Raw genomic sequence first — 18,939 nt, 5'->3', positions numbered from 1 at the left:
CAGTGAACCCTTTATTAAGGTTGTTCCATCTGTCTTTAAAAAAACAAAATAGGATAGACAGATGAAATTTACAGCAGCCCAAATAGCAGGAATTCTGAACGGTACCGTAGATGGTGATGAAAGCGTAGCGGTTTCAAAACTCGCAAAAATTGAAGAAGGACGCAAAGGCAGCCTGACTTTTTTGGCCAACCCCAAATACACTCACTACATTTATTCAACCCAAGCTTCAATTACTATTGTTAACAATGATTTTGTAGCATCTAGTGAATTATCGACTACGCTAATACGCGTAGAAAATGCTTACAAAGCCTTTTCACAGTTGTTGGAATATTACAACCAAGTGAAGATGAACAAGACTGGAATTGAAAAACCTGTTTTTGTTTCTGAAAGCGCCAAATACGGTGAAAATTTATATTTAGGCGCCTTTTCTTATATAGGTGAAAATGTAAAAATTGGTGATAACGTTAAAATTTATCCCAATGTATATATCGGCGATAACGTAACAGTTGGTAATAATACCACCTTGTTCACGGGTGCCAAAATTTATTCTGAGACTGTAATAGGCGAATCTTGTGTAATAAACAGCGGTGTTGTTATTGGAGCGGATGGTTTTGGGTTTACACCAAATGAAAAAGGCGAATACCACAAAGTACCACAAACGGGCAATGTAATCCTGGAGGACAATGTAGATGTTGGCCCCGGAACAACCATAGATCGAGCAACTTTAGGCTCTACTCTTATTAAGAAAGGGGTAAAACTCGACAATCAAATTCAGATAGCACACAATGTTACTATCGGTGAAAACACCGTAATTGCAGCACAAACGGGGGTGGCTGGTTCTACCAAAATAGGAAAGAATTGTATCATTGGCGGCCAAGTAGGTATCGCTGGGCATATTGTTATTGGCGATAACGTAAAAATACAAGCCCAAAGCGGAATTGGAAGAAATGTAAAAGACAACGAAACCTTGCAGGGCTCTCCCGCATTTGGTTATGGTGATTTTAATAAAAGTTATGTTTATTTTAAAAACCTTCCTAAAATAATGGAAAGGTTTAATACAGTTGAAAAAAAACTTGATAATGAATGAAAGTGTTGTAAAACAGCGCACCATTGGTAAGGAAATTTCCCTTACGGGAGTGGGATTGCATACTGGCAAAGAAGTTACGATAACGTTTAAACCAGCACCTGAAAATCACGGATATACATTCGTGAGAATCGATTTGGAGGGACATCCCGTAATTGAGGCAGATGCCAACTATGTAGTGAACACCCAACGCGGTACAAACCTTGAAAAGCGCGGTGTTAAAATTCAAACTTCGGAACACGTTCTTGCTGCTTTGGTAGGTCTTGAAGTAGATAACTGCATTATGGAACTCAACGCTTCCGAACCACCAATTATGGACGGTTCCTCAAAGTTTTTTGTGGAAGCAGTTGAAAAGGCTGGGGTAGTGGAGCAAGATGCTCCTAGAGAGGAATATGTGGTGAAGGAGGTAATTTCCTATTTAGACGAAGAAACGGGAAGCGAGATAATAGTAATGCCCGCTGACGAGTACCAGGTAACCACAATGGTTGACTTTGGCACTAAAGTTTTGGGTACCCAGAATGCTTCCCTTAAACACATTTCGGAGTTTAAAAATGAAATTGCGAATGCAAGAACTTTCAGCTTTCTTCACGAAATAGAAATGTTGCTTGAAAACGGCCTTATTAAAGGTGGCGATTTAAACAATGCAATAGTTTATGTGGACAAAGAACTCTCTCCAAGCACAATGGACAAGCTTCGCACCGCTTTCGGCAAAGATTCAATTTCGGTAAAACCAAACGGAATTTTAGACAACCTTACCTTGCATTATCCCAATGAAGCCGCCAGACACAAACTCTTAGATGTGATTGGCGATTTGGCCTTGGTGGGTACTCGCATTCGGGGAAAAGTGATCGCCAACAAGCCAGGCCATCATGTAAACACCCAGTTTGCAAAAAAACTTTCGAAAATTATAAAACTGGAAGCTCGAAATAACATTCCAAAATTTGATATTAACCAACCACCTGTAAAAGATGTGAACCAAATAATGGCAATGCTTCCACACAGGCCGCCGTTTTTGTTGGTAGATAAAATTATGGAAATGACAGACACCAGTGTGGTAGGCCTTAAAAACGTGACAATGAATGAGCCATTCTTTGTTGGTCACTTTCCGGGAACACCTGTAATGCCTGGAGTTTTAATAGTTGAAGCAATGGCACAAACGGGAGGAATACTGGCATTGAGCACGGTTCCGGATCCTGAGAACTATCTTACTTTTTTTATGAAAATAAACAATGTAAAGTTCAAGCAACAAGTAAATCCTGGAGATACCCTTATTTTTAAATTAGAACTAATATCTCCCATTCGCCGTGGGATTGTTCATATGCAAGGAAACGCTTACGCCAATGGCAAATTAGTAACAGAAGCAGAACTAATGGCACAAATGGTAAAAACAAAAAATTTATAAATGAACCTAGCGCGTGTATGAAGCTGATTAAAAAGAATAGTTTTATATCGCGAATACATTTCACCCATTAAGAACAATAAACAAGAGAAATGAACCAACCACTTGCATACGTCCATCCGGGCGCAAAAATAGCCAAAAACGTAGTAATTGAACCCTTTACGACCATTCACAACAACGTCGTAATTGGCGAAGGAACCTGGATTGGGAGCAACGTAACCATTATGGAAGGTGCGCGCATTGGAAAAAATTGCAATATTTTTCCAGGAGCCGTAATTTCGGGAATTCCACAGGATCTTAAATTTAAAGATGAAGACACCACTGTTGAAATTGGAGACGGTACAACAATTCGTGAATATGTAACTATCAATCGAGGAACCATTGACCGTGGAAAAACTGTAGTTGGCAAGAACTGTTGGATAATGGCCTATTGCCATATTGCACATGATTGTATTGTTGGTGATAACTGCATTTTTTCAAATAACAGTACATTAGCAGGGCACGTAACCGTAGGTGATCACGTAGTTTTGGCAGGGATGACCGCTGTACACCAGTTTTGTATGATTGGTAACCACGCCTTTGTAACTGGAGGATCATTAGTTCGCAAGGACGTTCCACCATTCGTAAAGGCTGCTCGCGAACCACTTAGTTATGTGGGAATTAATTCTATTGGTTTGAGAAGAAGAGGTTTCTCCCCACAAAAAATCACTGAAATTCAGAATATTTACAGACTTCTATACCAAAAAAATTACAACACCACCCAAGCTACCGAAATCATTGAAGCTGAAATGGAAGCTACCCCAGAACGGGATGAAATCCTTCAATTCATTAAGAATTCCAAAAGAGGAATAATGAAAGGCTATTTCAATTCAAATTAAAAATAAATAACAAAAAATAAACCCACATAATGGCAACATCATCAGATATTAGAAAAGGACTTTGCATACGCTATAATAATGACATATTTAAAATTATTGAATTTCTTCACGTAAAACCCGGTAAAGGTCCAGCGTTTGTGCGTACTAAGTTGAGAAGCGTTACCACTGGAAAAGTAATTGATAACACCTTTTCCGCAGGCCATAAAATAGATGACGTTCGTGTTGAAACCCATAAATTCCAATATTTATACAACGAGGGAGATATGTATCATTTTATGAATACAGAGGATTATTCCCAGATTCGCTTAATGAAAGATATATTGGACACCCCAGAATTAATGAAAGAAGGCGAAATAGTTACCGTACTTATCAATACTGAAGATAGCTCACCGCTTTCTGTTGAAATGCCAGCCCACGTAGTTTTGGAAGTGACTTCAACCGAACCAGGCGTGAAAGGAAACACAGCTACAAACGCTACAAAACCCGCAATTGTTGAAACAGGAGCAGAAATAAACGTTCCACTTTTCATAAACGAAGGTGATAAAATAAGGATTGACACTGAAAAAGGTCAGTATCAGGAAAGAATGAAGGAATAAATTCCAAAAACACAAAACAATAAACCTCAAATAACAAACACAACACGTGAAATTTCCAACTCCCCAAACCCTTGAAAATATAGCAGTCATTATCGGTTCAGATTATGTAGGTGAAGCTAGTTTTCCAGTTTTTGGTATGAATGAGATTCACGTGGTGCAGCCGGGAGATATTGTTTTTGTTGACCATCCAAAGTATTACGATAAAGCGTTGCAATCACAAGCGACGGTAATTCTTATCAATAAAAAAGTAGATTGCCCCATTGGGAAAGCTTTGTTGATTTCCGAAGACCCTTTTCGTGATTTTAATAAGCTTACCTATCATTTTAAACCTTTCCAAAGCGCCAATACTGCAATTTCAGAATCTGCAGAAATAGGAGAGGGGACTATTATTCAACCCAATGTTTTTATTGGCAACAATGTGAAAATAGGCAGTAATTGTTTAATACATTCAAATGTTTGTATTTATGACAATACAGTTATTGGCAACAACGTAACAATACATGCCGGAACCGTTTTGGGCAGCGATGCTTTTTATTACAAAAATCGGCCAGAAAAATTTGACAAGCTTTTAAGCGGCGGCAATGTGGTGATTGAAGACAATGTTGATCTGGGTGCATTGTGCACGATTGACAAGGGTGTAACTGCGTCAACAACAATTGGCGAAGGTTCCAAATTGGATAACCAAGTCCAAGTGGGCCATGATACAGTGATTGGCAAACGTTGTTTGATTGCCTCGCAAGTAGGTATTGCAGGTTGTGTTTTGATTGAGGATTTTGTAACCATTTGGGGACAGGTTGGAATAACCAGTGGTATCACTATTGGTGAAAAAGCGGTGATTTCGGCACAAAGCGGTGTAAGTAAATCGTTACTCGGTCATAAATCATATTTTGGTTCACCCGCAGACGAATTCAGAAAAAAATACAAGGAATTGGCCTCCATTAGACTTATTCCAGACATTATTGAAAAATTGGATAAATTAACATGAATAACAAAGCAAAAGAGATTGTAAGAGATTTTTATAGATCAGATATTTTAAGGGATGAAACTGTAATGAAGCGTTTTTTTCATCCTGAATTGGTCCTTATTTGGAACAGTGCCAATGGTCTTACCATTATGCATTATGATGATATTATAAAGTTTTTTAGCGAAGTGAGAAGGTCTTATAACGATCTTCGATTAGAAGTGAGTCATTTATTGGCTGACGGCCCACACGTAACCATCCGCTATAAATATTATATTCGAACTATGGAAAATCCTGACGAGGAGCTGGGGATTGCCCATTTTATCGCAATATGGGAGGTGAAAGACGACAAGCTATATCGTGGCTACCAAGTGAGCCAGCCTGTTACGGATAAAGATGATACTAACGAAAGCTATCATAGAGTTAAGGTGTAATATCTTTTAATACCCTTGTCAAAAGCTGTATCTTTGCGGCAATTCTAAAGAAAAAAAGAAACATTTCTTTTGAACAATCAGTATAAACAATCAATAGAAAATACTTAAAAATGAGCGTTTTAGTAAATAAAAATTCAAAAATAATAGTTCAAGGATTCACAGGAAGTGAAGGTACTTTTCACGCTGAACAAATGATTGAGTACGGAACCAATGTTGTGGGTGGCGTTACTCCAGGAAAAGGTGGTCAAAAACATCTTGACAGGCCTGTTTTCAATACAGTATCAGAAGCAGTTGAAAAAACAGGTGCTGATACCACTATTATTTTCGTTCCGCCAGCATTTGCTGCAGACGCCATTATGGAAGCTGCAGACGCAGGTATTAAAGTAATTATCACCATTACCGAAGGTATTCCAGTAAAAGATATGATTACTGCTTCAGATTATATAAAAGACAGAGATTGTCGCCTTATTGGCCCTAACTGCCCAGGCGTTATCACTCCAGGTGAAGCAAAGGTTGGTATTATGCCAGGTTTCGTATTCAAAAAAGGAACGGTGGGAATCGTTTCAAAATCAGGAACACTTACGTATGAAGCCGCTGATCAAGTAGTAAAACAAGGTCTTGGCATTACAACTGCAATAGGTATTGGTGGTGACCCAATTATTGGAACCACAACAAAAGAAGCTTTGGAAATGCTGATTATGGATCCTGAAAGTGAAGCAGTAGTAATGATTGGTGAAATTGGAGGACAATTGGAGATTGACGCTGCCAATTGGTATAAGAATAGCGGTATCAAAAAACCGGTAATTGGTTTTATTGCTGGTGAAACTGCGCCAGCTGGACGTACAATGGGTCACGCCGGAGCAATCGTTGGCGGAAGCGACGACACTGCACAAGCAAAGAAAAAAGTAATGCGCGAGTGTGGCATCCACGTTGTGGAATCTCCAGCGGAAATAGGAAAGAAAGTAGCCGAGATTTTAGGCTAATTTTTCAAAATATACAAAAGAAGCTCTGCTAAATTCGCGGGGCTTTTTTTATGGAGAACCCGCAACCTTTTGTTATATTTGAATTCCCGACACAAAGGGGCAGCTTTTACTGCAAGGCGATGTGCTGAGTATGTTGATGTATGTCATTGCGAGGCATGTTAATCTCCTTGTAAGTATTTAAAATAGACCAATAAAACTGACCTAAATATGAAATTATTAGAAGGAAAAACAGCAATCATAACTGGCGGTAGCCGCGGAATTGGAAAAGGAATTGTTGAGACATTCGCACAACACGGTGCCAATGTAGCTTTTACCTATAGCTCTTCAGCTGAAGCTGCAAACGCTCTAGCAGATGAAGTTTCAAAAACTGGTGTAAAAGCCAAAGCATACAAAAGTGATGCGGCTTCCTATGATGAATCACAAAAATTAGCGGAAGAAGTTTTGAAAGACTTCGGAAGTATCGATATTCTTGTAAATAACGCAGGAATCACCAAAGACAACCTGTTGATGCGTATTTCCGAACAAGACTTTGATAAAGTAATCGAGGTAAACCTAAAATCGGTTTTCAATATGACCAAAGCTGTTCAGCGCGCCATGTTGAAGCAACGCAAAGGTTCTATAATCAATATGAGTTCTATTGTTGGTGTTAAAGGAAACGCCGGACAAACCAATTACGCAGCTTCAAAGGCAGGAATTATTGGTTTCACAAAATCGGTTGCTTTGGAGTTAGGATCCCGCGACATCCGCTGCAATGCCATTGCACCTGGTTTCATTGAAACCGAAATGACAGGAAAATTAGACGAAGCTACTGTACAAAGTTGGCGTGACGCTATTCCATTAAAACGTGGCGGAACACCAGAAGACATTGCAAATGCCTGTGTTTTCTTGGCCAGTGATCTTTCTGCCTATGTTACTGGACAAGTCTTGAATGTTGATGGAGGAATGCTTACTTAAAAAAAGTATTCAGTGGCAGTATGCTGAAACCTGAAATTTTGAACTTGAAACCACTTTAGTGACCACAGAAACCATACTTTACATAATTCTCGCCGGAGTACTGTCAATTGCTCTGGCGGTTTTTATGTATGGCTATAAGTCAAAACAAAAAGGTTCGCTTCGTTGGACTTTTGGAGTACTTCGTTTTATCACGCTCTTCTCCATTTTACTTTTGATTATCAATCCGAAATTCAAAAGTGAAACTTATACTATTGAAAAACCGAAACTGCCTGTTTTAATTGATAATTCAGCCTCGGTAGGGGAGTTGAACCAAAAAGAGAATGTTTCGCAGTTCCTTCAAAAAATAAAAGAGAATAGTGCGCTAAACGATAAATTCGATCTTTCCTATTATTCCTTCGGAAGTGATTTCAGAGAAAGTGATTCCCTTTCTTTTGCTGATAAGAACACGAATATTTCCAAAGCACTTTCTTCTATAAACGAACTATTCAAAAACCAAATGGCACCAACAATTATAATTACTGATGGAAACCAGACTCTTGGGAATGATTACGAGTTTTCTTCAGCAACCTTTAAAAATGAAATCTATCCAGTTATACTGGGCGATTCCATAAAATACACCGACCTCAAGATTGAGCAATTGAACACCAATCGCTACGCTTTCCTGAAAAACCAGTTTCCCGTTGAGGTTATCTTGAATTACAGTGGAACAACTACTGTAAATTCTGAGTTTGTCGTTACTCAAGGCGCATCAACCGCATATCGCACAAAGGTTTCCTTTTCAGAAAATGAATCTTCAAAAACATTAAATTTCACACTTCCCGCAAACTCTGTAGGACTTCAAAAATATACCGCACAAGTACTTCCGCTTGCGGATGAAAAGAACAAAACCAACAATATCAAGCAGTTCGCAGTTGAAGTGATAGACCAAGCCACCAATGTTTTGGTAGTTAGTAAATTCACACACCCAGATTTGGGGGCGCTCAAAAAAGCAATTACCACTAATGAGCAACGCACAGTAACATTCAAAAAACCTGCAGAAGCGGTAAGTGCACTGAATGATTACCAACTTGTAATCCTTTATCAACCAGACAGAAGTTTCGCATCGGTGTTTTCAGAAATTGAAAAATTGAACAAAAACACTTGGGTAATCTCTGGTCTGCAAACGGATTGGTATTTTCTAAACGGGGCACAGGACAACTTCAACAAAGAGGCATCCAGTCAAAACGAGGATATTCAAGCTGAATTGAATAGCAATTACGGCACTTTCGCTGTGGAAGATATTGGTTTTGATAACTTTCCACCGCTTTACACAGAGTTTGGTGCACTGGTTATTAGCGTGCCAAACGAAGTAATGTTGGAACAAAATGTAAATGGCATAGCCAACGGAAATCCCTTGCTAGCCACAATGGAAATAAACGGCAAGCGAGATGCAATATGGGATGGTGAAGGCTTTTGGCGTTGGCGAGCGCACAGTTATGTGGAAACGGAAAGCTTCCAGAGTTTTGATGATTTCATAGGAAACCTTGTTCAGTATTTGGCTTCAAATAAACGGCGAAGCAGGCTAGAGGTTTCTTCAGAAACGTTTTATTACAACAACAGCCCAATCAAGATTTCAGCCCAGTACTTCGACAAAAACTATGTTTTCGACAATCGCGCCTCTCTGAATATTACAATAAAAAACAGTGAAACCGAAAAGCAAACTGTCTTTCCAATGCTTTTGCGGAACAACTATTACGAAGTGGATCTCAACAGTCTTGCAGCAGGAGAATATAATTATACCGTTTCCGCTGCAAATGAGGCAGTTTCTAGCAGTGGTAACTTCACCATTTTGGATTTTAATGTGGAACAACAATTCCTTAATGCAGACATATCCAAATTGCGTCGTGTTGCACAAAATACTAATGGAAAAGCTTATTTTGCAACACAAAGCGATTCTTTAATTAATGCATTGATTGAGAATACTAACTACCAAAACATTGAGAGAAGCGAACAAAAAGTGGTACCTTTGATCGATTGGAAATATCTACTCGCTCTTATCGTTCTCGCCCTCGCTGCAGAATGGTTTATCAGAAAGTATAACGGACTCATCTAAAAATTAATCAATAGAAAAATATACAATGGAAAAATTACCCAAACTTACAATACCCGTAATCGTAGGAGTTATTTTGCTCATCATTTTAATAGCAAAATCTTCTGTAACAATTAGTTCTGGTCATGCCGGGGTGCTTTATCAAACTTTCGGCAATGGTGTGGTAACCGACGAACCACCATTGGGCGAAGGTTTTCACATCATCGCTCCTTGGAACAGAGTTTTTGTTTACGAAGTACGCCAGCAAGAACTTAGCGAAAAAATGCAGGTGCTTTCTTCTAACGGACTTGAAATAAAGCTTGATGCTTCTGCTTGGTACCAACCTATAAGCACTGACATTGCAAAACTTCACCAAGAAAAAGGAGAAAACTATTTACAACGTGTTATTCAGCCAGCTATAAGAAGTGCCGCAAGAAGTGTTGTAGGGCGTTATACTCCCGAACAACTTTATTCTACCAAGCGTGACGCCATTCAAGAAGAAATTTTTGAAGAAACAAAGAAGATTCTGGACAAGCAATACATTCAACTGAATGAAATTTTGGTTCGCGATGTAACGCTTCCGGATGCAATTAAAGATGCTATTGAGCGCAAACTTCGCCAAGAGCAGGAATCTTTGGAGTATGAATTCCGTTTGGAAAAAGCTACCAAAGAGGCTCAGAAGGTACGGATTGAAGCTCAAGGAAAAGCAGATGCCAACGCTATTTTAAGTGCTTCCTTGACAGATAAGATTCTTCAGGACAAAGGTATTGATGCTACTTTAGAGCTTGCCAAATCACCCAACGCCAAAGTAGTGATAGTTGGTTCTGGCGATAGTGGCTTACCTTTAATTTTAGGGAATAACTAAGATCTCAGCACGATTTAAATAATAAACAGAAAACCTTCCCTTGTGGAAGGTTTTTTTTTTGGAATGTCTTGTTCTGAAAGACTTTATAATAACCAATAACTCTTTGATTATTATTTGGTTTTGCTAAATTTGGAAATAAACAATCTGGCATATACAGTCTGTTGTATAATATTTGAACTGAAACATGGATAAATACCAAGAAACATTTAATACTTGGAATAATATAGCTAAAATATACGAAGACAAGTTTATGGATTTAGACTTGTATAATGATACCTATGACATTTTCCTTGATTCAATTTCAAAGGCAAACGCTTCGGTTTTAGAGGCTGGTTGTGGTCCTGCTAATATTACCAAATACCTTGTTGCCAAGCGCCCCGATTTAAAAATAAAAGGAATTGATATTTCAGAGAATATGGTTAGCCTAGCTAGAAAGAATAATCCATCTGCTGTATTCGAAACCATGGACATCCGAAAAATAGATAGTATTAATGGTAAGTTTGATGCTATAATCTGTGGGTTTTGTATTCCTTATCTATCTCAAAATGATTGTTCAAAACTGATTACCGATTGCAAAAACCTACTCAATGAATCTGGAATACTTTACTTAAGTTTTGTTGAAGGAAATTTTGAAAATTCAGGCTTTATATCAGGAAGTACTGGAGAAAGAGCGTATTTCTATTATCATAATTTAGATTTTCTCGAAAATGAACTAAAAGCGAATTCATTTGAAACAAATGAATTGCTTCATAAAAAGTATAAAAAAACAGACGGAACTGAAGAGCGGCACACAGTTTTAATATTAAAAAAACGAAATTAACCAAACCGTGGATTTTCTAAAACCTGCTAATCAGTCTTCTGAAACGACTTTATAATCACAAAGCCACAAACCAAGACTACTGCAGATAAACTAAAAGCTAAAACATTATTGCCATAAATAAAGTTCCCAATGGCAAACAAAGAGCAATAAACACCGACTACCCCAGCAAAGAATCCAAGAATCTTCATTCCAAAACCTTTGAATTTGGATTCATTTCCAAAAATAAGGCTGTTGAAACTGTTCAGGGTTTCGGCCTTTGATGGTTTCGTTAAAAGTGTAACAAGTACCCAACCAATGGTTGTGATTACTACGCCCAAAACTAATTGCCAATGGCCAGCAATATTAACCATTGGGGTTTCCATTTTTCCGTTTATAAAGAAAAAGGCGGCAATTACGAAAGAAATTAACATCGCGGCAATCTCGCTATAAGGGTTTATTCTGCTCCAAAACCATCGCAAAATAAAGAGTAACCCAGTACCCGCACCTATTGAAAGCAGTAAGTTAAAACCATCACGAGCTTCTTCTAAAACTAGGGCAAGCAAGGCCGCAAAAATCATCATTACTACCGTAGAAATTCTTCCAACGGCTACTTGTTCCTTGCCCGTAGCTTCTTTTCGAATAAAACGAACATAAAAGTCATTAACTACATAGGAACTTCCCCAGTTTAAGTGTGTAGAAATTGTACTCATAAACGCGGCAATAAGCGATGTAATTACAATCCCCAACAATCCAGCCGGTAAAAAAGTAAGCATTGCAGGGTAGGATAAATCATTTTTCACAAAAGCTGGATTTAAATCTGGAAATGCAGCTTGCAAACTTTCAAGATTGGGAAAAACGATAATTGATGCTAATCCAATAATAATCCAAGGCCAGGGTCGAAGTGCATAATGTGCAAAGTTGAAAAATAAGGTAGCCCAAGTTGCATGCTTTTCATCTTTCGCGGCCAACATCCGCTGGGCAATATAACCACCTCCACCAGGCTCAGCCCCAGGATACCAAACACTCCACCATTGTACAGCAAGCGGAACAATAAGCAACGGAATTAACAATTCTGGTTTTGAAAAATCTGGAAGCATCGCAGTTTTAGCGGCAACAGCAGGAGTGGAGAGCAGTTTCTCAATCCCTCCAATTTCTGGCATATTTACAATATAGATGGTTGCCCAAATACTTCCGACCATTGCAATTATAAATTGCACAAAGTCGGTCAATAAAACTCCTTTCAATCCACCAAAAGCTGAATAAATAACAACCACGGGAGAAGCAATCAATAAAACTTGATAAGAAGACAAGCCAAACATCACGTGACCGATTTTTATAGCGGCCAAACAAACATTGGCCATAATCACAATGTTGAAGAAAACACCAAGATAGATAGCGCGAAAGCCCCGTAAAAAAGCAGCGCTCTTGCCACTGTATCTCAATTCATAAAATTCTAAATCTGTGGTTATTCCACTTCTACGCCATAATTTTGCATAAAAGAACACGGTCAACATTCCTGTTAAAAGAAAACTCCACCAAATCCAGTTTCCGAATACGCCATCTTCACGTATAACGCCAGCTACAAAATTGGGCGTATCGGCAGCAAACGTTGTAGCTACCATACTAACACCAAGTAGCCACCAAGGCATATTCCTATCAGAAAGAAAAAATGATTTTGAGTCTTTCCCAGACTTTTTTGCTACTACTAATCCAATAATGATAAAAACAATAAAAAAGGAAATAATGATTATCCAATCGATGGTGCTTAATTGCATATTATTGATTTTTGGTTTAGGTATTTTAAGTTCGGTTAAAGTAAAGAAATAGAACTAAAAATTAATAAATCGTTAATTTTTATATTCACAGTGTTTTGAACATATTTTTGTTTAGATTTGTCCACACAATTATGAACAGAACAATTTTACATCACCATCATATTATTTTCCACGCTCACGCGAGGTGATATGGCTGTTGTATAACTTAACAATATTCAAAAACCCGTTTGAGCAATCAAACGGGTTTTTTTATGCCTATAACTCAACTAAACACTATTTCAAAAAAATGAAAAAATTAAAAATTGCTGTACAAAAATCAGGGCGTCTGCACGATGAATCTTTAGCGCTTTTAAAAGATTGCGGTATTTACATTGACAATGGCCGCGATCAATTGAAGGCTGTATCCACTAACTTCCCTTTGGAAATATATTACCTGCGCAATGGTGATATTCCACAATACTTGAAAGATGGTGTGGTAGATTGTGCCATTATAGGTGAAAACCTTTTAGTTGAAAAAGGTGATGGCATAAACGTAGTTGGTAGACTGGGGTTTTCTAAATGCCGAGTTTCATTAGCAGTTTCAAAAACATTTAAATATAAAACTATTGCCGATTTAAACGGCAAACGAATCGCCACTAGTTACCCAGAAACAACGCGGAATTATCTAAAACAAAATGGAGTAGAGGCAGAGCTGCACATCATTAACGGCAGCGTGGAAATTGCACCAAACATAGGCTTGGCAGATGCTATTTGCGATATAGTAAGCAGTGGTAGTACACTTTTTAAAAACAACTTAAAAGAAGTTGAGGTTATTATGAAAAGTGAAGCGGTACTGGCCGTTTCCCCAACTATTTCAGAAAATAATAATAAGATTTTAGACAAACTTCGTTTCCGAATCGAATCTGTTTTACAAGGTCGCGACTCCCGTTATGTTCTTTTGAATGCCCCCAACGATAAAATTGACGCTATCATTAAAATCCTTCCTGGAATGAAAAGCCCCACTTTACTTCCCTTAGCAAAAGACGGCTGGAGCAGTTTACATTCTGTAGTAAATAGAGATGTTTTTTGGGAGGTGATTGAAGAACTCAAAGAAGCAGGAGCTGAAGGGATTTTAGTATGCCCAATTGAGAAAATGATATTTTGAACGACGAGGTACGAAGTGCGAGCTATGAAGTATTTGGGGTGAAATACGAATTCTAAATTACAATACTTAAGATGAAAAAAATAAATAATCCAAAACCTGAAAACTGGGGTGTTCTTTTAAAAAGGCCCACCCAAACTATTGCCGATATTGAAGCCAGAGTAAACGAAATATTTTCTGAGGTTAAAACAAAAGGTGATGAAGCTGTAAAAAAATATACCCAACTCTTCGATGGAATTTCAATTGATCAGCTTTTGGTTTCAAACGATGAAATAGCTACTGCGGATAAAGAAGTTCCACTTGAATTGAAAGACGCCATTTATCTCGCAAAGGCAAATATTGAAAAATTCCACAACGCACAAAAAACAGAAAAAATAACCATTGAGACTACCGAGGGCGTGATTTGTTGGCAAGAAAAAAGACCAATTCAAAAAGTAGGTCTTTACATTCCTGGTGGCTCAGCGCCATTGTTTTCTACAGTTTTGATGTTGGCCATTCCAGCAAATATCGCAGCTTGCAACGAAATAATTCTTTGCACGCCGCCCGATAAAAATGGTAATATCAATCCGGCTATTTTATATGCTGCCAAGTTGTGTGGTGTTACAAAAATCTTCAAAATAGGCGGAATACAAGCTATAGCGGCAATGACCTTTGGCACTAAAACGGTTCCTTCTGTTTATAAAATATTTGGTCCAGGAAACCAGTTTGTGACAGTTGCAAAACAGATTGCAACAAAACACGGCGTGGCTATCGATATGCCCGCGGGACCTTCGGAATTGTTGGTGTTTGCAGATGAAACTGCCAATGCATCTTTCGTGGCTTCCGATCTTTTGTCGCAAGCGGAACACGGTGCAGACAGCCAAGTAATTCTGGTTACGACATCGGAAAAGCTATTGAATTCCGTGGAAAGGGAGATTGAAAAACAACTTCAAGTGTTGCCACGTAAATCAACGGCCGAACAAGCTATTGATAACTCAAAATTGATATTGGTACAAAATAATTCAGATGCAATAAATCTTATTAATGAATACGGTCCTGAGCATTTTATAGTTGTTTCGAAAGACGAAGAGTTTTTCATAGAAAATATCCAAAATGCAGGTTCGGTTTTTATAGGAGATTACACTCCTGAAAGCGCTGGAGATTATGCTTCTGGCACCAATCACACCCTGCCAACCAACGGTTATGCGAAGCAATATAGCGGGGTAAATCTAGACAGTTTCATGAAAAGTATGACGTTTCAGAAAATTTCAAAAAAGGGAATCCAAAATATTGGCAGGGCAATAGAAATAATGGCAGAAGCCGAAGGTTTGCAGGCGCACAAAAATGCTGTGACATTAAGGTTGGAAAGTTTAAAAAAGAAAAACGATGAATAAGGTCAATTTTGATATAAACAGTTTGATTCGCCCAAATGTGGCCAAGATGAAGCCTTATAGTTCTGCTCGCGATGAATTCAAGGATTTTGATAGTGAAATGATTTTTCTGGACGCTAACGAAAACCCTTTTGAAACCAACGTAAACCGTTATCCGGATCCAAAGCAGCAAAAACTGAAAAGCATTCTCTCAAAACAGAAAAACATTCCATCCAATCAAATTCTATTAGGCAATGGAAGCGACGAAGTGCTGGACTTAATTTTCAGAGCTTTTTGCGAACCTTCTAAAGACAACATTATCACTTTGCCGCCAACGTATGGAATGTATAGTGTTTTGGCAAATTTGAACAATATAGAAAATAGGGAAGTGCTACTCGATTCAGATTTTCAGCCTGATTTAGTTGAAATTTCAAGAACTACGGATACACACACCAAACTTTTATTCATTTGTTCTCCTAATAATCCAACGGGGAATTTAATTACTTCGGAAAAGATTTTAAAACTGTTGAAAACCTTTAATGGTTTAATAGTAATTGACGAAGCTTATATTGATTTCGCAAAGGAGGAAAGCTGGACTACAAAACTGAACGAATTCCCCAATTTAATTGTTACCCAAACCTTGTCAAAAGCATACGGTTTGGCTGGAATTCGCTTAGGAATTTGTTACTCTTCCACAGAAATAATTGCGGTTTTAAACAAAATAAAACCTCCTTACAATATCAATAAATTAACACAGCAATTTGCAATTGAGCGACTAGAAGATACCAAAAAAACCGAAGGTTATATAGCCTTATTAAATGAAGAAAGAGGCAATTTACTTAAAGTTTTAGTTCAAGTGAATTTTATTGAGAAAGTGTATCCAACAGATGCGAATTTCATACTCATAAAAGTGGACAATGCCGAAAAACGCTATTCACAATTATTGCAAAAAGACATTGTAGTGCGAAACAGAAGTTCACAATCACTTTGCGAGAACACCCTTCGTATAACTATTGGTACAACTTCCGAAAACAAAAAACTAATCACCATTTTAAAAACATTGAAATAATGAAGAAACGCGTATTATTTATAGACCGCGACGGCACAATTATAAAAGAAACCGTGGATGAGCAAATTGATGCTTTTGATAAAATGATTTTTTATCCGAAAGTATTCACCTATCTGGGGAAGATCGCAAAGGAACTGGATTTTGAATTGGTGATGATTACCAACCAAGACGGTTTGGGAACGGTTGAATTTCCAGAGGAAACCTTTTGGCCCGTGCATAATTTCATTATAAAATCCTTTGAAAATGAAGGAGTGTCGTTTAGCGAAATATTGATAGACCGAACCTTTCCAAAGGAAAATGCTGAAACGCGTAAACCGGGGACAGGCTTATTGAAAAAATATTTTTCTGAAGAATATGACCTTCAAAATTCATTCGTGATAGGTGATAGGCTTACCGATATGGAACTTGCCAAAAATCTTGGTTCCAAAGGAATTTTCATTAACGACAATACCAATTTGGGTACGGGCGAAATTTCCTTGAAAATTGAAGAGATTCAAGCATACATCGCTTTAGAAACCAATGATTGGCAGCATATTTATGAGTTTTTAAAATTGAATAAACGCCTTGCTGAAATTGCCCGTAAAACAAACGAAACTGATATTTCAATAAAGTTAAACCTTGACGGGACTGGGAAAAGCAATATTAATACTGGTATTGCATTTTTTGACCATATGCTGGACCAATTGGCGCGACACGGTCAAATGGACTTAGAAATCACCGTAAAAGGCGATTTAGAAGTAGATGAGCACCACACCATCGAAGATACAGCTATTGCGCTGGGTGAAGTTTTTAATAAAGCGCTTGGGAGTAAGCTTGGAATGGAGCGCTACGGATTCTGTTTGCCAATGGACGACTGTTTGGCGCAGGTTGCGATTGACTTCGGCGGACGCAATTGGTTGGTTTGGGATGCAGATTTCAAACGCGAAATGATAGGCCAAATGCCAACGGAAATGTTTTACCATTTCTTTAAAAGCTTTACCGATGGCGCAAAAGCCAACCTCAACATTAAAGCCGAGGGAACCAACGAGCACCACAAAATAGAAGCCATATTCAAGGCTTTTGCAAAAGCAATAAAGATGGCGGTTAAACGGGATGCCGAAAAAATGATTTTGCCATCAACTAAAGGAATGCTGTAAATGAAAATAGTAATTATTAATTATGGAGCTGGTAATATCCAAAGTATCCAATTTGCTTTGAAACGCTTAGGCGTTGAGGCTATTTTGACAGATAGTGAGACTGAAATCCGAAATGCAGATAAAGTAATTTTCCCCGGTGTAGGCGAGGCGAGTAGCGCGATGCAAAAGTTGAAAGCTAGTGGCTTGGACAAAGTTATTCCCACATTAAAACAACCCGTTTTGGGAATCTGTTTGGGAATGCAATTGCTCTGTAATTCTTCCGAAGAAGGAAATACAAAAGGCTTGGGCGTTTTTGATGTTGATGTAATACGATTTTCTAACGAAGTAAAGGTGCCACAAATTGGGTGGAATCAAATTCAGAACCTGAAATCAGAGCTGTTTCAAAATATTGCAGAAAACGAATTTATGTATTTGGTGCATAGCTACTACGTGCCCCTATGTGAAGGAGCCATTGCAACTTCAGACTACGGGATTCAATATACTTCGGCGTTACAAAAAGGCAATTTTTACGGTTTGCAATTTCACCCTGAAAAAAGCAGCACAGCAGGAGAACAAATTTTAAAGAACTTTTTAGAACTATAAAATGCGAATAATACCAGCAATAGATATCATAGACGGCAAGTGCGTGCGCCTTTCAAAAGGCGATTACAGCACGAAAAAAATTTATAACGAAAATCCACTAGAAATCGCAAAACAATTTGAAGCCCACGGAATTCAATATTTGCATTTGGTAGATTTGGACGGCGCCAAAAGTAAGCACATTGTAAACCATACGGTTTTGGAAGAAATCGCTTCACAGACATCATTAAAAATAGATTTTGGCGGCGGTTTAAAAACCGATGAGGATTTACGTATTGCCTTTGAATGCGGTGCAAATCAAATCACTGGTGGCAGTATAGCCGTTAAAAATCCAGATACTTTTAAAAGTTGGCTACAAGTATACGGAAGTGAAAAAATCATCTTGGGTGCTGATGCAAAGGATGAAAGAGTCGCAATAAGCGGTTGGACAGAAGATTCAAATGAAGACGTCATTCCTTTTATACAGAAATATTTAGAAGAAGGAATTAGCTACGTAATTTGTACAGATATCAGTAAAGATGGAATGTTACAAGGCCCATCCTTTGAATTATACCAGAAAATTATTGTCGAATGTCAGTCTGAGCGCAGTCGAAGACCTAATAGCAGCGAAATCAAACTAATAGCTTCCGGTGGAATCTCCACTTTCGAAGAATTGCCAAAGTTAGCTGAAATAGGATGCGAAGGCGTAATAATTGGAAAAGCAATTTATGAAAACCGAATAAGTTTAAAACAACTTGAAAACTATATTTTGAGCGACGAGCGACGAGCGACGAACGACGAGCGATGAACAAGATTTATGAAAAATGAAGAATGTGTGAAGAGTAGCTGTTATGAAATATTCGAAATAATATCTATTTTAAATTCATAAA

General features: G+C 38.1%; 18 protein-coding genes. 17 read left to right on the top strand and 1 reads right to left on the bottom strand.

Going from position 1 to position 18,939, the window contains the following annotated elements; genetic code table 11:
• Positions 1 to 61 precede the first annotated feature (61 nt).
• The 11 genes from lpxD (at position 62) to ESU54_RS04260 (ending at position 11,042) form a co-directional block, all read left to right on the top strand.
• Positions 62 to 1,087 (top strand): UDP-3-O-(3-hydroxymyristoyl)glucosamine N-acyltransferase, encoded by a 1,026-nt coding sequence (lpxD, locus tag ESU54_RS04310; protein ID WP_111843908.1) that lies wholly within the window; start codon positions 62 to 64, stop codon positions 1,085 to 1,087.
• Positions 1,080 to 2,486: a bifunctional UDP-3-O-[3-hydroxymyristoyl] N-acetylglucosamine deacetylase/3-hydroxyacyl-ACP dehydratase gene (locus ESU54_RS04305; RefSeq protein WP_111843985.1), complete on the top strand. Its 1,407-nt coding sequence runs from the start codon at positions 1,080 to 1,082 to the stop codon at positions 2,484 to 2,486. Before lpxD ends, ESU54_RS04305 begins: the two co-directional genes overlap by 8 nt.
• Before the next feature lie 89 nt (positions 2,487 to 2,575).
• Positions 2,576 to 3,361: an acyl-ACP--UDP-N-acetylglucosamine O-acyltransferase gene (lpxA, locus tag ESU54_RS04300; protein WP_111843907.1), complete on the top strand. Its 786-nt coding sequence runs from the start codon at positions 2,576 to 2,578 to the stop codon at positions 3,359 to 3,361.
• A 29-nt stretch (positions 3,362 to 3,390) separates the two neighbouring features.
• Positions 3,391 to 3,957: an elongation factor P gene (efp, locus tag ESU54_RS04295; protein ID WP_111843906.1), complete on the top strand. Its 567-nt coding sequence runs from the start codon at positions 3,391 to 3,393 to the stop codon at positions 3,955 to 3,957.
• 46 nt (positions 3,958 to 4,003) lie between these two features.
• Positions 4,004 to 4,942, top strand: coding sequence for a UDP-3-O-(3-hydroxymyristoyl)glucosamine N-acyltransferase (locus tag ESU54_RS04290; RefSeq protein ID WP_111843905.1), 939 nt, complete (start codon positions 4,004 to 4,006; stop codon positions 4,940 to 4,942).
• Positions 4,939 to 5,352 carry a nuclear transport factor 2 family protein gene (locus ESU54_RS04285; protein WP_111843904.1) on the top strand — a complete coding sequence of 138 codons (414 nt, stop codon included), beginning with the start codon at positions 4,939 to 4,941 and terminating at the stop codon, positions 5,350 to 5,352. Before ESU54_RS04290 ends, ESU54_RS04285 begins: the two co-directional genes overlap by 4 nt.
• 110 nt (positions 5,353 to 5,462) lie before the next feature.
• Positions 5,463 to 6,335 carry a succinate--CoA ligase subunit alpha gene (sucD, locus tag ESU54_RS04280; RefSeq protein WP_111843903.1) on the top strand — a complete coding sequence of 291 codons (873 nt, stop codon included), beginning with the start codon at positions 5,463 to 5,465 and terminating at the stop codon, positions 6,333 to 6,335.
• A 207-nt stretch (positions 6,336 to 6,542) separates the two neighbouring features.
• The gene (gene fabG, locus ESU54_RS04275; RefSeq protein WP_111843902.1) at positions 6,543 to 7,289 is read left to right on the top strand and encodes a 3-oxoacyl-[acyl-carrier-protein] reductase; all 747 of its coding nucleotides are present in this window, start codon (positions 6,543 to 6,545) and stop codon (positions 7,287 to 7,289) included.
• A gap of 58 nt (positions 7,290 to 7,347) precedes the next feature.
• Complete coding sequence (locus ESU54_RS04270) at positions 7,348 to 9,381, top strand: vWA domain-containing protein (RefSeq protein WP_111843901.1); 2,034 nt, start codon at positions 7,348 to 7,350, stop codon at positions 9,379 to 9,381.
• A gap of 25 nt (positions 9,382 to 9,406) precedes the next feature.
• Positions 9,407 to 10,222, top strand: coding sequence for a prohibitin family protein (locus tag ESU54_RS04265; RefSeq protein ID WP_111843900.1), 816 nt, complete (start codon positions 9,407 to 9,409; stop codon positions 10,220 to 10,222).
• Positions 10,223 to 10,406: 184 nt separating this feature from the next.
• Complete coding sequence (locus ESU54_RS04260) at positions 10,407 to 11,042, top strand: class I SAM-dependent DNA methyltransferase (RefSeq protein WP_111843899.1); 636 nt, start codon at positions 10,407 to 10,409, stop codon at positions 11,040 to 11,042.
• Between the two features lie 26 nt (positions 11,043 to 11,068).
• Here ESU54_RS04260 and ESU54_RS04255 read toward each other — a convergent pair whose 3' ends face one another.
• Complete coding sequence (locus tag ESU54_RS04255; RefSeq protein WP_111843898.1) at positions 11,069 to 12,796, bottom strand: sodium:solute symporter family protein; 1,728 nt, start codon at positions 12,794 to 12,796, stop codon at positions 11,069 to 11,071.
• Positions 12,797 to 13,082: 286 nt separating this feature from the next.
• On the opposite strand from ESU54_RS04255, the gene hisG reads away from it, so the two are divergent.
• The 6 genes from hisG (at position 13,083) to hisA (ending at position 18,857) form a co-directional block, all read left to right on the top strand.
• On the top strand, positions 13,083 to 13,940 hold the full coding sequence (gene hisG, locus ESU54_RS04250) for an ATP phosphoribosyltransferase (RefSeq protein ID WP_111843897.1): 858 nt from the start codon (positions 13,083 to 13,085) through the stop codon (positions 13,938 to 13,940).
• Positions 13,941 to 14,011: 71 nt separating this feature from the next.
• Entirely contained in the window at positions 14,012 to 15,310 is a 1,299-nt protein-coding gene (gene hisD, locus ESU54_RS04245) for a histidinol dehydrogenase (protein ID WP_111843896.1), read from the top strand.
• Positions 15,303 to 16,355 (top strand): histidinol-phosphate transaminase, encoded by a 1,053-nt coding sequence (gene hisC, locus ESU54_RS04240; protein ID WP_111843895.1) that lies wholly within the window; start codon positions 15,303 to 15,305, stop codon positions 16,353 to 16,355. The genes hisD and hisC overlap by 8 nt, the downstream gene beginning before the upstream one ends.
• Positions 16,355 to 17,491 carry a bifunctional histidinol-phosphatase/imidazoleglycerol-phosphate dehydratase HisB gene (gene hisB, locus ESU54_RS04235; protein ID WP_111843894.1) on the top strand — a complete coding sequence of 379 codons (1,137 nt, stop codon included), beginning with the start codon at positions 16,355 to 16,357 and terminating at the stop codon, positions 17,489 to 17,491. Before hisC ends, hisB begins: the two co-directional genes overlap by 1 nt.
• On the top strand, positions 17,492 to 18,073 hold the full coding sequence (gene hisH / locus ESU54_RS04230; protein WP_111843893.1) for an imidazole glycerol phosphate synthase subunit HisH: 582 nt from the start codon (positions 17,492 to 17,494) through the stop codon (positions 18,071 to 18,073).
• Position 18,074: 1 nt separating this feature from the next.
• Complete coding sequence (hisA, locus tag ESU54_RS04225) at positions 18,075 to 18,857, top strand: 1-(5-phosphoribosyl)-5-[(5-phosphoribosylamino)methylideneamino]imidazole-4-carboxamide isomerase (protein ID WP_111843892.1); 783 nt, start codon at positions 18,075 to 18,077, stop codon at positions 18,855 to 18,857.
• The last annotated feature ends 82 nt before the right edge of the window (positions 18,858 to 18,939 follow it).

This window comes from Aequorivita antarctica, assembly GCF_007997155.1.
GTDB lineage: Bacteria > Bacteroidota > Bacteroidia > Flavobacteriales > Flavobacteriaceae > Aequorivita > Aequorivita antarctica.
This window is presented reverse-complemented; position numbering and strand designations above follow the sequence as displayed.

Excerpts from the sequence above, each read along its gene's own strand:
- lpxD (WP_111843908.1), top strand. The coding sequence starts at position 62 with ATGAAATTTACAGCAGCCCAAATAGCAGGAATTCTGAACGGTACCGTA.
- ESU54_RS04305 (WP_111843985.1), top strand. The coding sequence starts at position 1,080 with ATGAATGAAAGTGTTGTAAAACAGCGCACCATTGGTAAGGAAATTTCC.
- lpxA (WP_111843907.1), top strand. The coding sequence starts at position 2,576 with ATGAACCAACCACTTGCATACGTCCATCCGGGCGCAAAAATAGCCAAA.
- efp (WP_111843906.1), top strand. The coding sequence starts at position 3,391 with ATGGCAACATCATCAGATATTAGAAAAGGACTTTGCATACGCTATAAT.
- ESU54_RS04285 (WP_111843904.1), top strand. The coding sequence starts at position 4,939 with ATGAATAACAAAGCAAAAGAGATTGTAAGAGATTTTTATAGATCAGAT.
- sucD (WP_111843903.1), top strand. The coding sequence starts at position 5,463 with ATGAGCGTTTTAGTAAATAAAAATTCAAAAATAATAGTTCAAGGATTC.
- fabG (WP_111843902.1), top strand. The coding sequence starts at position 6,543 with ATGAAATTATTAGAAGGAAAAACAGCAATCATAACTGGCGGTAGCCGC.
- ESU54_RS04265 (WP_111843900.1), top strand. The coding sequence starts at position 9,407 with ATGGAAAAATTACCCAAACTTACAATACCCGTAATCGTAGGAGTTATT.
- ESU54_RS04260 (WP_111843899.1), top strand. The coding sequence starts at position 10,407 with ATGGATAAATACCAAGAAACATTTAATACTTGGAATAATATAGCTAAA.
- ESU54_RS04255 (WP_111843898.1), bottom strand. The coding sequence starts at position 12,796 with ATGCAATTAAGCACCATCGATTGGATAATCATTATTTCCTTTTTTATT.
- hisG (WP_111843897.1), top strand. The coding sequence starts at position 13,083 with ATGAAAAAATTAAAAATTGCTGTACAAAAATCAGGGCGTCTGCACGAT.
- hisD (WP_111843896.1), top strand. The coding sequence starts at position 14,012 with ATGAAAAAAATAAATAATCCAAAACCTGAAAACTGGGGTGTTCTTTTA.
- hisC (WP_111843895.1), top strand. The coding sequence starts at position 15,303 with ATGAATAAGGTCAATTTTGATATAAACAGTTTGATTCGCCCAAATGTG.
- hisB (WP_111843894.1), top strand. The coding sequence starts at position 16,355 with ATGAAGAAACGCGTATTATTTATAGACCGCGACGGCACAATTATAAAA.
- hisH (WP_111843893.1), top strand. The coding sequence starts at position 17,492 with ATGAAAATAGTAATTATTAATTATGGAGCTGGTAATATCCAAAGTATC.
- hisA (WP_111843892.1), top strand. The coding sequence starts at position 18,075 with ATGCGAATAATACCAGCAATAGATATCATAGACGGCAAGTGCGTGCGC.